This is a genomic window from Clostridium sp. C2-6-12 (assembly GCF_009928485.1).
Lineage (GTDB): Bacteria > Bacillota > Clostridia > Clostridiales > Clostridiaceae > Clostridium.
On record NZ_JAABNP010000003.1, the window covers coordinates 158,524 to 175,656 of the forward strand.

Below are 17,133 nucleotides of genomic sequence, written 5' to 3' on the forward strand. Positions count from 1 at the left end.
CTATATTTAATATGATGACCATAGTTTATATCTATGTATAGGAGGATGTATAATATTATGTTGGAAATACGCTTATTGAATTATTTCTTAGTTCTTGCTGAAGAACTTCATTATACAAAAGCTGCTGAAAGATTAAATATTTCTCAACCAACTCTAAGTAATCAAATCAAAATTTTAGAAAGCATGCTAAACGTAAAACTTTTTGATTATGTTCAAAAAAAGACTGTTTTAACGGAACCAGGTAAAATACTAAAAGAACATGCTTATAAAATATTTTTTGATATAGAACAGGCTGAAAGCGATATAAAAAATTTTACTGGAAAATCAAGAGAGCAAATTCATGTAGGTGCCTCTGGCTCCCACTTACTCCTTATTCCCTGTTCAAGATTTAATAACATTCATAATGATGTTCTAATAACAATGGAAGAGCATAGAGGCTCTACAATAGTTGAAAATGTTAAAAACGGTAAACTGGATTTAGGTGTAATTCACTACTCAGCAGAAGACTCCTTTATACATTCTGAACTTTTAAACATTGAATCTTATCTTGCTGTTGTACCATTAAGTTCTAGACTTGCAGAATATTCTTCTGTATCTTTAAAAGATTTGACAACAGAAAATATGGTTCTATTAACAAAAACCTCAAATTCAAGAATAAATATTGATAAGGCCTTTAGTATGATTAATCATATTTGCAAACCAAAAATCGAAACAATCAACTTAGATTCCTGCATTAGATTTATAGAAAATTCAAATAATATTACAATATTGCCAGATTCCTATATACGATCAGTAAAGCAAATTGGTTTTAAAGCAATTCCTATTTCTGATTATCCACCTAAGCAGACAGTTAATTTAATTTATAGAAAAGATTTATTTATTGATAATATTTTAAAATCATTTTTAAATATTATTAAGGATTTTCATCAAAATACCCATAAATAATTTTTTGTTTAATAACAAAAATATGCTACTAAAAAATAAAACTTTTATTTTTTAGTAGCATATTTATATATTTTAAGGATTTATAATTATCAAAAAATTATTAATTAATTATTTATTTTAAAATTATTTAATTCTGTTGCTAATTTTTCTGCCAATACTTGCAGTTCATCTGCATGTTTTGTAAATCTGGCCATAACAGCAGTTATCTCTTCTGTAGATGCAGTTACTTCTTCTGATACAGACGCTGTTTCCTGAGATATAGAAGAAATATTTTCAATTTCCGATACTACTACCATTTTCTTTTGATTCATATCCTTAGTAGATTCTTTTACTTCTTCAACCTTCTTTATCATTGATTCTATAGCTTTAAGAATTTCGTTAAAAATCTCTTGTGTTTTTCCTACTGCTGCTTCTTGCTCTATTACTATTTCTTCTGTTTGTTTAATAGCATTTACAGCCGTATCAGATTTTGTTTGAATATTAGCTATAATAAGCTTTATTTCCTCTGTGGAGTTTTTAGATTGTTCTGCAAGCTTTCGTATTTCTTCAGCAACCACTGCAAACCCTTTACCAGCCTCTCCAGCACGTGCAGATTCAATACTTGCGTTTAAAGCTAATAAATTTGTTTGTTCTGTAATTTCAACTATTGTTTCTGATATATTATTTATCTTTTTAGTGCTATCATTCATATCTTTCACTATATCATTAACTTCTGACGTGGATATTTTTGTTTTATTAGATTTTTCTATCAGTGCATCTATCATAGACAATCCTTTATCCCCTAAATTTTTAGCATTAACCGATAGATTGTCCATTTCACTAGAATTTTCACTGATTTTATCTAAACTATTTGATAAATCATTCATTTCTGCTGCACCATTTTGGGCATTTTGTGCTTGATTGGTTGCTCCTTCCGCAACTTCCTGTATAGCTTTTGCAACCTCACCTATAGAAGCTGTCACTTCTTCTGACATACTTGCAAGATTGGCTGATGTTTCTAATACTGTCTTAGACGAACTAAAAGAATTACTCATAAGGTTTGATATATTACCTATCATTTCATTAAAAGAATTTGCTAAATCCATAAATTCATCTTTAGTTGATGCTTTTATTTTTACAGTTAAATCGCCTTTAGCCGCTTTTTCAAATACCTCTTTAAGATTTTTAATATTATTTGAAATACCCTTACTTAGAAATAAAGATAAAATTACAGAAACTATAACTATAGCTAATATAATGATTAATGTTGTTGTTAATATTGATTTTGTATCATTTGATATTTCTTTTTCATCTAATGTAGCTACTAATTTCCATCCAGTTAATTGATTTGTTTCATATACACCAAATTTTTGCGCATTATTATATGTATATGTTAAAAAACCTTTTTCTGATGTTTTTACTTCATTCCAAAAATTTTGTTTTGATGCAACATCTGTATCAATTAAGTCTTTATTAGGATGAGCTATCATGTTTTTACCTTCTACATCAGCAGCAAATATATAACCTGAAATACCTATTTTCTTTGAGCTTATTTTCTCTGTAAGTGTATTTAAAGATACATTCATAGAACAAACGCCAACAATTTTTCCGTCTCGCTCTATAGCCTTAGCAATTGCTACAACGCTTTTTCCTGTTTGAGCATCTTTAAAAGGTAATGTTACGATTACCTTTCCCTTATTCTCAATAGCTTGTTTATACCAAGGTCTTTCCATATGATTAAATCCATCTGGCATTTTTTGATTAGGGTATATTAGAAATTTTCCATCTGCAGTACCTAAATATGTGCTAAAAATATCATTATTACTATCTTTTACGTTTTTTAATAATGATGGAATAAACGAAGATGGTTCATCTTTGTCCGCATTAACAAAGTTATAATTATTTGATAACATTGTAACTATAGTATTAAAACCTTCAAAATAATTATCAATTCCAGAATTCACTTCTGATAGCGTCTGTTGACTTGTTACCTTTAATTTTTCATTAAGAATTGATTTAGCCTGCCAATTTGCACCATAGCCTAAAATTAACAAAGGAATAATACATATTCCCATCAGGCTTAGTACCAATTTACTTCTAATGTTATTAACCTTCATTTTCTTCATACTCTTCTCCTTTTACTTTACACTTCATAATTTAAAATAAATATTTCATTTTTTTAAGCATTACATATTTTCGACTTTTTATGATATCTTCTATAAAATATCGACTTTTCTAAAAAACACTTTACAGTCTGAATATATTTAAACTTGTAATTTAATACAAATAGCTTTAGGACAAACTTAATTTTCTTAACTTTTTGATATATAATACTTAATTAAATTAAATCATACATAGATTAAAAGTAAAAATTCATAAGAGTTAGTTAATAAATAAACAAAATAACCTTTTCTATTTCAACTCTAATCACTAAATAGACCGATTTTCTATAAATTTTTTTCCACAGATTTCGCCCCTCCCCTTTATACCACTCAAAAAAGATTGTTATTATTTCTAAATAATTATGTAGAAATAATAACAATCTATTAAGTTTGGATTATGTTGAATATATACCTTGAAAATATATAAGTTCAAAGGTAATAATTCTAAATTTCATTTTTTGTTGTAGTTCTTACTCCAAATATTCTTCCAGCAATTTTTTCTTTAGCTGAAGCAAATTTAACTGTAACTTTAGATTTACCTTTAGTTATATCTTCAGGAATAGCATAAAATTTATCAAATAATGCATATGGCTTACTTTCATTTAATGACTCTTCAGCTATTAAATTGTCATCTACATAAATATTAAATTCTCTTGTATATCTTTTCCCTTCAATAAAGCATTCTTTGTCGCTCCCCCAATAAGTTACAGCTAAATATACATCCTTATTAGGCTCAATCTTCATTTCATAACTGAAATAACCTTCATCTATAACTTCACGCCAGCCTTTTCCTGCTTCACTAGAATAATCTGAATGTGAATTTTCAGATTTCATCTTATGCTCAATTTCAGGCTGTTGTTCATTTGTATTAACTAAATCTAGTGTTATTTTATCTAACTTTTCTTGGTAGTCCATACTGCTTAATTCATTTTGCTTATATTCTTCTTTTGTCATCTTAGTCCAGTAAATTGTATATCGTTGATGGTGAAGTATATAGAAAGGTATTAACGTTAATTTTACACTTCCAGGTTCACCAATAGCTTCAGTTTCAAAAGTTAATGTTGAATTTTCAACTTTCTTAATACATTGTTCAATATTCTTTTCATCTGTTACTAAAGTTGGAACTATAATTCCTGGATAATGATTTAATTTTAAATGATCCTCTAAAATATCTGTTTCCGGGAAATTTTCTCTTCCAAGAGCACCTGCTAAAACTAGAGGTCCATACATAAATGCTATTTTATGTGAATCCTCTTTTGAAGTGTAAACATGAATATTCATTGGAAGTGCTACATCAATAACATCACCTTTTTTCCACTTTCCTTCAATAGAGATATATCCTCCATCTGCCTTTGAATATTCTTCTTTTCCATTTACAACAACCTTAACTCCACCATTTGCCCAATATGGAACTCTTATATTTATAGTCATAAATTTTTCTTCTGCTTCTTCAAATACTAGTTTAGTTTTATCTTCTTCTGGAAATTTTGTCACTTGATTTAAGACTATTCCTTTGTCTTCTAATTTAATTTGTGAAGCTATAAAAAGATTAACAAATAAATTTTCTTCATCTCTATAATAAATATTTCTCACATATCTTCCTGGGTTCTCCATTCCAGTTCCTGTACAACACCAAAAAGAATTATCAGGTGAACAATAAATTTTAAAGTGACCTGGCTGAGTTGAAACAAAATAAGTTTTCATTCCTGACTCTGGATCTTGTGAAGCCAAAATATGATTATACAGTGCATTTTCATAGTAATCCATATAATCTGAATTATGTTCCCATGAATATAAATGTTCTGTAAGCTTTAGCATATTATAGGTATTACAGGTTTCTGCTGTAGTAACACCTAATTTTTCAGTATTCATCTTGCCAAAATGCTCATCTCTACTATTACCACCAATTGCATAAGAACGACTCTTAGTAACTACATTCCAGAAAAATTTAGCCGCTTCCTCATATTCCTTATTTCCTATAATCTCATAAAGTCTTGCTGCTCCAATAACCTTTGGTATTTGAGTATTGGCGTGCTTTCCTTCTAAATCATCCTCTAGTTTTGTTAATGGAATTAAAGTTTCTTTATGATAAAATCTTTTAGATAGCTCTAGGTAATCATTGTTTTTAGTTATTTCATAAAGATTTGCCATAGCTTCGCACATTCCACCATGTTCGCAATAAAGCATTTTGTCAAATTGTTCTTCTGTCAAATTATCTGTTCCTTTTTTTGCCCAATCTGAAAGCTTAATAACCACTTGAAGTGCTTGTTCATTTCCAGTAAGCACGTATGCATCTATAAGACCAGCAAAAATCTTATGAATACTATACCAAGGAACCCAGCTATCTCCAAGTTCAAATCTTGAAACATTAAACTCTCCACTAAAGACTTTATCAAAGCACTCTCTAGGGAATCCACTTACATATCCTTTATCATCTAAGCTTTGAAGATATGCAAGTTCAGCTACTGTGTAATCTAACTTTTCCTTCAGTTTTTCATCCTTTTCAGCAATATACATTGAAGCTAAAGCTGATAAAAAATGTCCAAGTGAGTGTCCACTTATTTTCATTGCTTCCCAACCGCCATAACGTGGTTTTTTAGGCGTTTTTCCTATTGCTTCATAGCAAGGTGCTAAAAGCCTGTCAGCATCTAAATACTCTAGATATTCTTTTCCTTTGTCTTGTGAAGTCTTAAATAACCCATTTAATAATTCTACTTTTTCCATACTCTAATGTATTCCTTTCCATTAAAAAGTGTAATATATTGAATTTACATATTCTCGATTACTTTGTACAATATAACTATAAAACAAATTATTATAATTGTCGGTAGACTATATTAACAAAAGGTGGCGAATATTGACCAATGCAATATATTAAAGCTAATATCAATACTCCCCTATTATTTTCTATTTGTGGTAACTTTATTTCCGATAGTAAATGGAAACATATGGAGAGAATAATAGATAATTATGAGATTATTATTATGAATAAAGGTACAATGTATATTCAACAGGAAGAGGAAAAACTTGAAATAAATGAAGGGGATATTTTGCTACTAGAACCAGGTTGTAGGCATAAAGGATATGAATATTCCCCAAAAGGCACCTCTTTTTACTGGGTTCATTTTTATTGTAATGAAGCTTCTTCAATTAATAATGTTGAAGCTTCTTCTGAAATATTAATAGCTCAAAATAATCCTTACTTTAATGGTTTAAACTCAAGTATATTAATTCCAACCTTATCCAGCAATCTGAATTTAGATAGAATTAATGTATTGTTCCGCCAGTTGCTCCACTTATCCCAATCTGCTTATTATACAAATCAAAGTGTAAATTATATTTTAACCTCTCTATTAATAGAAATTACTGAGCAGGTTATATCAAATTTTAAAACTACAATTAAGAAAAATACTCAAGATGAAGATATTCTGCCCCAAATTTTACAATGGATAAAAATTCATTTAAATAAAAATATTTCACTAAAAAATGTAGCTTATGAATTTAATTTTTCAAAAGAATATTTGGCACGTTATTTTAAAAAAAGAATGGGAATGAGTATGCAGGAATATATAAATTATCTAAGAATTTCTGACGCAAAACAGCTTTTATGTAATTCCAATTTAAATATAAAGGAAATAGCAAATGAATTAGGTTTTGTAGATGAAAAATATTTTCTTAAGTTATTTAAGAAATATGAAAATCTAACTCCTAAAAAATTTAGGAATGCTTATAATATGACCTTTTTAAATAATGTGTAAATATAACAAAAGATATTCAAATTAAAATCTGCTTTGATTTTAATTTGAATATCTTTTTACTTATAAATAACTTCTTAAATTTATAATAATTCTTTTGCTTGAATTAAAAAAATGATTTATAGATTATCTCCAGTAATTATCGCTTATCCCATAATTGGCATCTAGATTAAGTGCAATTCCATGAACGGTTCCATTTCCATTAACTATAGCCATTTTTCTTATTCTAATATCATCAGCATTACTAGTTGAAGTATCCGCTACTGCATTAGCAATAACTTTAAGACGATCTTTTTCACTCATAGAAGGTTTTTGTGCAATAGCTGCATCTATAACCTTGGCAGCCTCTGGACTTATACTTCCATTTTGTACAGCTACATCAAAAGCAAGAGCAAATCCTCTTATTGTTTTTAAATTATATTTATCACATATAAGCATAGCTTGTACAACCCTATATGCTTCAGCATCTGCTTCTATAGTCTTAAAGTGTTCATTGTTAGTTAATGCTACAAATTGAGAATACCAAGGTTCAGCAATTGTATTTGATGAATTATTAATAGACTTAGCCCATAAAAGCTGATTTTGAGGAGTATCTAATAATATATTATGAATACTGTCATAGTTACTTCCAAAAACACTTCTCATTTCAGCATTATATTGTCTATCCATTCTATTAAGTAATGGCTGTAATGTACCTTGCCCTATGCACCATTGAAGATATCCTAAAGACAAACCTTGTCCATCAAAATTTCCTGCAATTTGCTTAGAATTTGCAACTTCAAATTGTTTTGTAATATTTCTTGATATGCTAACTACATTATCTCCTGGAGAAATATAATGTTTAAGATATGCATCACTTACATATGATATTTTATTGTTGTACATTATTTTATCCCAAACAGTACCATTGGATTGTATGCTATCTATAACTTTCACATCTTCAAAATTGTATAAATACCCATCAACCTGTCCATTTAAATCTGCAGTAGTTCTAACTTTTAAGTCAATTTGAAGCTCTGGATTATATACATATGCTTTATTATTAACAATATATTGTCCACTTTTGCCTTGTTCTATAGTTGCAGCACTTGCACTAACTCCTACCACCGAAACACTACTTATACCAATGAGTGCACTTAGTACCATTGGAAATATTTTCTTCTTAGTCTTCATTTTAAATTCCACCTCATATAATTATTTAGTTATCACACATTATTTCCCTTAATTTTACTGTCGATAAAATATTGGATTGCTTTATACTAAATTTATTTAGTATTCAAAAAATAGTTGATATTACCCAAAATCATTTATGGATTCTATCAACTATATTATATAATCACTTCAAATTTAATCTTTTATTATTTTAACCAAGATCCTGACTAAGGTAAAACTCTTACTGAATTAAGTTTCAATTGATAATTTTAAAAACATAACCTTGTTTTTTTAAATATTCTATTATTCCTCGTAAAGCTTTTGCTGTTTCTTCTTTACCATAGGTATCATGCATTAATATCACAGCTTTTTCTCTATTACCTATAGTTCTTATAGCCTCTTCTGTTAATACAGTTGCATTTTTGTGTCCAGCTTCTGCATCACCAGATAATGCATTCCAATCAATTTGATGCCAATCTTTTTCATGTAATGCTTTGTCAACTGCTTCTGCACCCTGAGGATCTTTTTTAGCCCAAGTTATTTGTCCTCCAGGAAATCTAATAGCTCTTGTTGAAAAATCCTGTCCTAAAACATTTTTTAAAGCTTTATCTGTTTTTTCAAAATCAGACATACAATTTTCCAAATTTATTTTTCCATTTGGAAATAAATAATTATAATCATGAGAGTATGAGTGAATACCAATTGCATTTCCTTCTGCTAATTCTCTCTTTACCAAGTTTTTACTTGCATCATTTTTGTCTACATATTTTCCTATAAGAAAAAAGGTTGCATGTACATCTTCAGATTTAAGTATATCTAATATCTGAGGTGTAACTGTTTCTGATGGACCATCATCAAAGGTTAAATATGCAACTTTTTTACCATCAGCTCCAGCAGGTTTTTCTCCTTTAACTTGTTGTTCAATATATTTTTCTAAGTATGCAGCATTTTCAACACTCGTATTACTTTCTTCATCTACAGAACTATTAGCTTTCTCTTTATCTTTAGTATTTTCTTTATAATCTTTATTTTGTGATGAATCAACAGCTTCCATTGTTTTAACACTTAAAGAAAATCTATATGCAGCAACTACACTTCCTAAAATTATAACTAATATAACGGAAATAAATAATATATTCCTTTTCTTCTTAGCATTTATCATTTTATATTTGTTTTTCATATGCCATAATTTCATTTTTCTACCTCTTATATATTTCAACTTCCTAAAAGAGAGCTTTAGTTGTATTTGCTATTATATTTGATGCTTAAACTGGCTATTGTATAAATCCGTATAAATTCCACCTTTATTTACAAGGTTATCATGATTTCCTCTTTCAACAATTTTGCCGTTTTTCATAACAAGGATTAAATCTGCATCACGTATGGTTGAGAGTCTATGAGCTATAACAAAGCTAGTACGTCCTTTCATCATCGAAAGGAAAGCATTTTGTATTTTTAGTTCAGTTCTTGTATCTACATTACTTGTAGCTTCATCTAATATAAGCATTGGCGGGTCTATAAGCATTACTCTAGCTATAGTTAAAAGTTGCTTTTGACCTTCTGAAAGATTCCCTCCTGATTCTGTTATCATAGTATCATAGCCATCTGGAAGTCTTTTTATAAAACTGTGTATAAATGCTGCTTTAGCTGCATTTTCTACTTCTTCTAAAGAAGCATTTGGTTTACCATAGGCTATATTATCCCTTATAGTACCTTCAAAGAGCCAGGTATCTTGAAGCACCATCCCAAACTGACTTCTAAGATTGTTTCTTGTTAGGTCCTGAACACTCTTACCATCTATAGTAATTCTACCTTTGTCCAAATCATAAAATCTCATAAGCAGGTTTACCATAGTAGTTTTTCCTGCACCAGTTGGTCCTACTATTGCTATTGTGCTTCCTTTTTCTATATCTACACTAAACTCCTCTATAAGCGGCACTTTTTTATCATAAGAAAACGAAACATTTTCAAATTTTACATTTCCTTCACAGCTTTCTATATTTTCCACATCTTTAGAATCTGCTTTTTCTGGCACTTCATCTATAACAGAAAATATTCTCTCACAAGATGCTAACGCTGCTTGAAGCTGAGTAGCTACACTTGTAATATTGTTTATTGGTTGTGAAAATTGAGTTGAATAAGTTAAAAAACTTGAAATAACACCAACACTTAACCCACTTAAAATTGAAAGTATTCCTCCAACAAGACCAACTAAAATATATGTAATATTATTTACAAATCTTGTTGCAGGATTTGTAAGGGATGAATAAAATTGAGCAAGCTGACCACACTTATAAAGTCTAGTATTAATTCCAGAAAAGTTTTTTTCCGCTCTTTCTTCATATCCAAATAGTCTCACTACCTTTTGATTACCTACTATTTCTTCTATATATCCATTTAATTCTCCCAAAGTTTTTTGCTGTTCTTTAAACATTTTGTTTGATCTTCTAGAAATAAAAGAAGCTATCCGAAAACATAATGGTGTCATTAATACTATTACTATGGTTAATTTAAAACTTAAGCTTAATATTAAAATAAGTGAACTTATTATTGTTATAATACCTGGATAAAATTGTGTTATTCCTTGAAATAACCCATCCGAAACATTATCCATATCATTTGTAAGTCTACTTATAATATCTCCATGTGGATTTTTATCAAAATACTTTAAAGGAAGATTACTTATCTTTCCTAATGCCTCATTTCTAAGATCCTTTACTGTATTATATGCTACAATGTTAGCAACTATAGTAAATAACCATGTAAATAGTGCACTTATTATATATATCACGCCAAGTGTTATAATTGTTTTTATTAATCCATCAAAATCAACTTCGCCTTTAGCTACTATATGATCAATAGCTTTTCCAACTATTAATGGCATAAATGCAATAAGTATATTACTTATTAAAGCAAATATTAGTGATACAAACATATACCCTTTATATTTTGAAACGTAACCTATCAGTCTAGAAAATGTACTCTTCTTCATTTATATAGCCTCCTTTGTAATTTGAGAACTACATATCTCTTTATATACTTCTGATTCTTTAAGCAATTCTTCATGTGTTCCAACACCTGCTAAATTTCCATCATCTAAAACTATTATCAAATCTGCATCTTTTATAGTACTAATTCTTTGAGTAACCATAATGACAGTCATGTCTTCTGTATTTTCTTTAAGAGCCTTTCTAAGTGCTGCATCAGTAGCATAATCCAGAGCACTTAAACTGTCATCCATTATTAATATCTCAGGCCTCTTCACTAAAGCTCTTGCAATAGTAAGTCTTTGTTTTTGACCTCCAGAAAAATTAACTCCACCTTGAGAAATATATGTTTCATATTTCTCAGGCATGTTCTCCACAAACTCTGCAGCCAGTCCAATTTCAGCAGCCCTTTTCACTTCATTCATATCTGCAGTTTCATTTCCCCATCTTATGTTTTCTGCTACAGTACCTGAAAACAAAATTGCTTTTTGTGGAACTAGTCCAATATTTTGATCTAGCTCTTTTTTATAATACTCTCTTACATTGGTACCATTAATTAAAATTTCACCCTTTGTAGTATCATATAATCTAGGGATCAAATTAACTAAAGTAGTTTTTCCAGAACCTGTACCTCCTATTATTCCAACGGTTTGACCTTTTTTTATTTCAAAAGAAATATTACTTATAGCATCTTCTTTAGAGCCTTTGTATGAAAAGGATACATTATCAAACTTAATCACTGGAATAGTCTCATCAGTACATTTATTAAATTTGCTGCGTCCTTCATATTTAATGCTGGAATCCGTATTAAATATTTCATTGACACGAGCTGCACTAGCTGCTGCCTTAGTAAAGGTAACTATAAGGTTTGCCAAAACTATAAGTGCAGATAAAACCATGTTTATGTAATTTATATAAGCTATAACTTTTCCTGTTGTCATTCCGCCTATGTTTACCCTTATTCCTCCAAACCAAATTACAGCCATAAGCGCAAAATTCATTATTATACTTGTAACTGGATTCATAAGTGCAGATATTTTTCCCACTTCAATTGCAGTATTAACAAGTTCTTCATTGGATTCCTTAAATCTTACTTTTTCACCTTCTACTCTAGAAAAGGCTCTTATAACTCTTACTCCAGTTAAATTTTCCCTTAATATAAGTGCTAATTTATCTAGTTTCTTTTGAACCACTTTATATAGTGGAAGAGATTTGCTCATAATAAGATATATTGCAAAAGCAAAAAACGGTATTGATAAATACATTATTAGTGATAATTTAATATCAAGATACATAGCCATTACAATTCCACCAATACAAAGAAAAGGAACTCTTATGGCAAGTCTTATAACCATAGCAAGTCCAAGTTGAAGTTGATTTACATCATTTGTAACACGATTAACAAGTGATGGTGTTCCCAAATCATCAATCTCATTGTAGGAAAAAGTTCCTATCTTTTTAAACATCTCATTTCTAAGCACTGTTCCAAAGCCTTGTGATGCAATGGACGCAAAATATTGACATGTAAAAGAAGATAATACTCCTAAGATTGCCATCAAAAGCATTATTAATCCTATTTCAAATATGTAGTTGATATTTTTTGTTTCTATACCTTTGTCAGTTATAAGAATCATTATTGTAGGTATAGATATTTCAAAAACAGCCTCAAGCAGTTTAAATATTGGTCCTAAGATAACTTGCTTTTTGTAAGGCCTTGCGAATTTCAATAAATTTTCCAAAGTTTCCCCTCCTGTGTCTAATATATTATTCTAATTTCCTATGTAATTATAGCAGAAAGAAAAATATATAAAAAATACATAATACATATAAGTTCCATACTTTTTTTATATACAAGAAAAAGCTAAAATACCTTAAATTTTAACTTGCTATATATTTTTATTTTAAAAATTAACCCTACAAAATAAATATAATTTTGTAGGGTTATAACTTTATATAAATTTTCTAATGTTTCTCAAATAAAGTCACAAATATGGCTACATTTTAACTAAAAGCCGTCATATTTGTTTTTAGTTAAGATTTTATTAATTGTTTTATTGGTAATTTTATTATAAAACAAGCTCCCCCATCTTCATTATTTTTGCACTCTATACTTCCTTTATGGACATTTACAATAATATCATATGATATATTAAGCCCAAGACCAGTACCTTTTCCAATCGGCTTTGTTGTAAAAAAAGGTTCAAATACTTTATTAATGAATTCTTCTTTTATTCCTGTTCCATTATCTTTTATCTCACAAAATACAAATTCATCATTTCTATATGTCTTTATATTTATGACTCCAAACTTATCGCTTTCTTTTTCTTTAATTGCATACACAGAATTTACAATAATGTTTAATAAAACTTGATTAATTTTTTGTCCACTCGCTTCAATTAGTGGAAGTTCTTCATCATATTCTTCAATAACATCAGCTATATATTTTGTTTCATTCTTTGTAACAATTAGAGTATTTTTTATTCCTAAATTCAAATCATACATATTAAATTCATTTGATTGACCTTCATGAGCAAACCATTTAAGTCCTCTCACAATACTGATTACTCTACCTATTCCTTCTTCAGATTCATTGAATAAGTCATCTAAATCAGTTACAATATATTCAATTTCTTTATTTTTATCTAATTCTTTAAATTTTTTTAATTCACTTTCAATTAAATTTATATCCTTTATTTGGATTTTATCTATTGCTCCTCTATAATCATTTATTGAAGCCTTTAGTTTCTCTGTATATTTTTTAAGTGTTGAAAAATTACTAGATATAAATCCTAACGGATTATTAATTTCATGAGCAACTCCTGCAGCCAATTGTCCTATTCCAGCTAATTTTTCTTGTTGAATCAATTGAGATTGAGTTATTTTAAGTTTATTTATTGTATCTTTTAATTCTTCATTACTTTTTCTTAATTCTTCTTCCATGCATTTCCTTTGAGTAATATCTTCTCTTACTGAAATAAAATTTATTATATCTCCTTTGTCATTTTTCAAAGGAGCTATGCTTGTATATTCCCAGTATTTACTTCCATCTTTGCGCTTATTATAAAATTCTCCTCTCCACTCATTTCCTAAAAGAATATTCCTCCAAAGTTCTCTATAATATTCATCTTCATGATAACCTGATTTTATTACATTAACATTTTTTCCCTTTATTTCTTCTAAAGAATACCCTGTTAACTCAGAAAACTTTGGATTGGCATATTCTATTTTTCCTTTTATGTCTGTAATGAGAACACTACTTGGACTATTTTCAATAGCTAGGGATAATTGTTTAATTTTTTCATTTGCTACTTTTCTATCTGTAATTGGAGTACATGTTATACACACCAATTTTTCATCTTGAGTTTTATATGAAATAGAATTATAATACACTTCTAACCAAAGTTCTTCATCTTTATTATCAGTTAATTTTTGTTCTGATTTTATCTCATCTCCATTTAATGCTTTATTAAGATTTTTTTTCAACTTTTCATATAAATCATAATTTAAAAATTTAGATACATAATCACCTTCTTTTAATGAAATGTTATATATCTCTTTAGCTAATTTAGCAGCATTTTTATTAAAAGTCTGTATTTTAAATTCTGAATTTAAAATTACAATACATTGCGGTCCACTTTCTAATAATGCTTCCATTTTTAATTGAGTTGATTTTAATTCTTCCTCTATTTTTTTTTGTTCAGTAATATCTGTAACTATTCCTAATATGCCTAAAGCTTCATTTTTAGCCTCCAATTGAGCCTCTTTTGCTTTTATATCGACACCTTTTAGCTTATCAAAATACTTTTTTAAATTTATACATGAATTCAATAGAGTATTTTGATATTCTCTCATTTTTATAGCCGCTTTTAATCTAGATGTAAATTCAATAGGTTCAATTGGCATGTTAATATAGTCATTTGCACCCAATTCAAAACTTTTCTCCATATACTTCTTATCAGTTAATGATGTGAACATTAAAATCATTATATTTTTATTTTTTTCTCTTATTATTTCTAAAGTGTCAATACCTGAAAGTTTAGGCATAATAATATTTAGCAATAAAATATCTATTTCCTTGGAATTTATGATTTCAATTGCTTCCTCACCTGATCCAGCCTTCATAATAAAACATTCAATACCACTACTCTTAATTAGTTCTTCTACAATTGCGATGTCAAATCTTGAATCATCAGCAATTAATATATTCATGCTTCTCACCTCATAATCTATCTTATATACCAGTATTAATTTATTTATGCGCTTTTGTAAAACAATACTTATTGGAGTGCTCATTTTAATTACTATCATATCTTTCTATAATTATATCATTTCTACATTTATTTGTATCACTTTACAAAATATATTAATTTACAACTTTAAAAATTTTATTCTTTCGATTACAAAAAAATACTTGCATTAACCCAGAATTTTAAGGTTACGCAAGTATTTCTTCATATAAAACTTCTATTTTGCTCCATATTGTTTGTAATATTCATCAATTCTAACTTTTATTTCATCTGTTATAAGTATAGTTCCATTAATTTCTCTATTATATAAGTATTCTATAACTTCAGCCATAGTAACTATTGCACAAGTTTTGAATCCAAATTTTTCTCTGATTTCAACTAAGGCTGATTGTTCTCCTTGACCTCTTTCCATTCTATCTACTGATATTATAAGTCCTTTAACATTAACATCTGCTTGGCTTTTTAAGATAGGCATAGTTTCATAAATTGATGTTCCTGCTGTTGTAACATCTTCAACTATTAATACTTTATCGCCATCTTTAAGCTTACTGCCTAGTAAAATTCCTGTATCTCCATGATCTTTTACTTCTTTTCTATTTGAACAGTATTTAACATCAATATCAAACGAATTCGAAAGGGCTATTGCTGTTGTAACACCTAATGGAATTCCTTTATATGCAGGTCCAAATAACACATCATAATCATCACCAAAGTTTTCTTTTATAGCTTCTGCATAAAATTCCCCAAGTCTCTTTAATTGACTTCCAGTTTGATAATTACCTGTATTTACGAAGAAAGGAGTTTTTCTTCCGCTCTTAGTAACAAAATCACCAAATGTTAAGACTCCACATTCTATCATAAAATCAATAAACTCTTTTTTGTAAGCTTTCATATTAATTCCTCACTCTCATTTCTATTATAAAGAAATCTTCCAATAGAAGATCTCCTCTTAAACTCTAACTCATAATTATCCATATGATATCCTAAAGACCATTAAATAATTAAATTATTCCTACTATTTCATTAATGTCTTTAATGCCTTGCTCTTTTAAGAAACTTTCCATTTCTTCAATAATTTCTTTTCCTGCCATTGGATTTACAAAGTTAACAGTTCCTATTTGAATTGCACTAGCTCCTGCCATCATAAATTCAATAGCATCTTTTCCACTACAAATTCCGCCAAGACCAACTACAGGTATCTCAACAGCCTTAGCTACTTGATGAACCATTCTAATAGCTATTGGTTTTACTGCAGGGCCTGAAAGACCTGCAGTTATATTGTTGAATACCGCTTTTCTCTTATATATATCAATAGCCATTGCATTTAAAGTATTTATAAGAGAAAGTGAATCAGCTCCTGCCTCTTCACATTTTACAGCCATTTCAACTATATTTTCTGCATTTGGTGATAATTTAACCATTAATGGCTTTTTGCTTATAGCTTTTATTCTTTTCACCACATCGTATGCAACCTCTGACTTTATTCCAAAAGCCATACCTCCATGCTTAACATTAGGGCATGATATATTAAGTTCTATAATGTCAACATCTGTATAATTAATTTTATTCACAGCTGCTTCATAATCTTCAAAGCATCCTCCACCAACGTTAGCTATAACATTAGTTCCAAGCTTCCTCATCTTAGGAAGTTCATATTCTATAAATGCATCTATTCCTGGATTATTTAATCCTACAGAATTCATCATTCCAGATGGCGTTTCATATACTCTTAGTCCATCATTTCCTTCTTTAGGATTTATGGTAAGACCTTTTGAAGATATTCCTCCAAGAATTCCAACATCATAAAAATTGTTATATTCAGCTCCGAAACCAAAGGTTCCTGATGCAGCAATTACAGGATTTTTAAATTCTACTCCATTTATATTTACTTTCATCATTTTGTTAT

Annotated in this window: 11 protein-coding genes; 2 read left to right on the top strand and 9 right to left on the bottom strand. The window is 28.8% G+C overall.

Annotated elements, in window-relative coordinates; genetic code table 11:
* Positions 1–57 precede the first annotated feature (57 nt).
* A complete protein-coding gene (locus tag GXK56_RS03920) occupies positions 58–945 on the top strand; it encodes a LysR family transcriptional regulator (RefSeq protein ID WP_160685317.1) in 888 nt (295 codons plus the stop codon).
* 104 nt (positions 946–1,049) lie between these two features.
* Here the strand turns inward: GXK56_RS03920 and GXK56_RS03925 are convergent, their stop codons facing one another.
* Together GXK56_RS03925 and GXK56_RS03930 are read right to left on the bottom strand one after the other, a co-directional pair.
* Positions 1,050–3,050: a methyl-accepting chemotaxis protein gene (locus GXK56_RS03925; protein ID WP_243156005.1), complete on the bottom strand. Its 2,001-nt coding sequence runs from the start codon at positions 3,048–3,050 to the stop codon at positions 1,050–1,052.
* Between the two features lie 480 nt (positions 3,051–3,530).
* Entirely contained in the window at positions 3,531–5,810 is a 2,280-nt protein-coding gene (locus tag GXK56_RS03930; RefSeq protein ID WP_160685320.1) for a glycoside hydrolase family 127 protein, read from the bottom strand.
* Positions 5,811–5,950: 140 nt separating this feature from the next.
* Here GXK56_RS03930 and GXK56_RS03935 point away from each other — a divergent pair, with 140 nt between their 5' ends.
* The gene (locus GXK56_RS03935; protein WP_160685323.1) at positions 5,951–6,844 is read left to right on the top strand and encodes an AraC family transcriptional regulator; all 894 of its coding nucleotides are present in this window, start codon (positions 5,951–5,953) and stop codon (positions 6,842–6,844) included.
* 123 nt (positions 6,845–6,967) lie between these two features.
* On the opposite strand, the gene GXK56_RS03940 is transcribed toward GXK56_RS03935, so the two are convergent.
* From GXK56_RS03940 to GXK56_RS03970, 7 genes are all read right to left on the bottom strand, one after another.
* Complete coding sequence (locus GXK56_RS03940; RefSeq protein ID WP_160685326.1) at positions 6,968–8,014, bottom strand: SH3 domain-containing protein; 1,047 nt, start codon at positions 8,012–8,014, stop codon at positions 6,968–6,970.
* 235 nt (positions 8,015–8,249) lie between these two features.
* Complete coding sequence (locus GXK56_RS03945) at positions 8,250–9,188, bottom strand: polysaccharide deacetylase family protein (RefSeq protein ID WP_160685329.1); 939 nt, start codon at positions 9,186–9,188, stop codon at positions 8,250–8,252.
* Positions 9,189–9,245: 57 nt separating this feature from the next.
* Positions 9,246–10,985 carry an ABC transporter ATP-binding protein gene (locus GXK56_RS03950; protein ID WP_160685332.1) on the bottom strand — a complete coding sequence of 580 codons (1,740 nt, stop codon included), beginning with the start codon at positions 10,983–10,985 and terminating at the stop codon, positions 9,246–9,248.
* Entirely contained in the window at positions 10,986–12,719 is a 1,734-nt protein-coding gene (locus tag GXK56_RS03955; RefSeq protein ID WP_160685335.1) for an ABC transporter ATP-binding protein, read from the bottom strand.
* Positions 12,720–13,011: 292 nt separating this feature from the next.
* The gene (locus GXK56_RS03960) at positions 13,012–15,189 is read right to left on the bottom strand and encodes a PAS domain S-box protein (RefSeq protein WP_160685338.1); all 2,178 of its coding nucleotides are present in this window, start codon (positions 15,187–15,189) and stop codon (positions 13,012–13,014) included.
* Between the two features lie 255 nt (positions 15,190–15,444).
* Positions 15,445–16,119: an orotate phosphoribosyltransferase gene (gene pyrE / locus GXK56_RS03965; RefSeq protein ID WP_160685341.1), complete on the bottom strand. Its 675-nt coding sequence runs from the start codon at positions 16,117–16,119 to the stop codon at positions 15,445–15,447.
* A 109-nt stretch (positions 16,120–16,228) separates the two neighbouring features.
* A complete protein-coding gene (locus tag GXK56_RS03970; protein ID WP_160685344.1) occupies positions 16,229–17,125 on the bottom strand; it encodes a dihydroorotate dehydrogenase in 897 nt (298 codons plus the stop codon).
* Positions 17,126–17,133 lie beyond the last annotated feature (8 nt).

Bases quoted from the DNA above. Each gene is read 5' to 3' on its own strand.
- GXK56_RS03920 (WP_160685317.1), top strand. From the start codon at position 58: ATGTTGGAAATACGCTTATTGAATTATTTCTTAGTTCTTGCTGAAGAA.
- GXK56_RS03925 (WP_243156005.1), bottom strand. From the start codon at position 3,050: ATGAAGAAAATGAAGGTTAATAACATTAGAAGTAAATTGGTACTAAGC.
- GXK56_RS03930 (WP_160685320.1), bottom strand. From the start codon at position 5,810: ATGGAAAAAGTAGAATTATTAAATGGGTTATTTAAGACTTCACAAGAC.
- GXK56_RS03935 (WP_160685323.1), top strand. From the start codon at position 5,951: ATGCAATATATTAAAGCTAATATCAATACTCCCCTATTATTTTCTATT.
- GXK56_RS03940 (WP_160685326.1), bottom strand. From the start codon at position 8,014: ATGAAGACTAAGAAGAAAATATTTCCAATGGTACTAAGTGCACTCATT.
- GXK56_RS03945 (WP_160685329.1), bottom strand. From the start codon at position 9,188: ATGAAATTATGGCATATGAAAAACAAATATAAAATGATAAATGCTAAG.
- GXK56_RS03950 (WP_160685332.1), bottom strand. From the start codon at position 10,985: ATGAAGAAGAGTACATTTTCTAGACTGATAGGTTACGTTTCAAAATAT.
- GXK56_RS03960 (WP_160685338.1), bottom strand. From the start codon at position 15,189: ATGAATATATTAATTGCTGATGATTCAAGATTTGACATCGCAATTGTA.
- pyrE (WP_160685341.1), bottom strand. From the start codon at position 16,119: ATGAAAGCTTACAAAAAAGAGTTTATTGATTTTATGATAGAATGTGGA.
- GXK56_RS03970 (WP_160685344.1), bottom strand. From the start codon at position 17,125: ATGATGAAAGTAAATATAAATGGAGTAGAATTTAAAAATCCTGTAATT.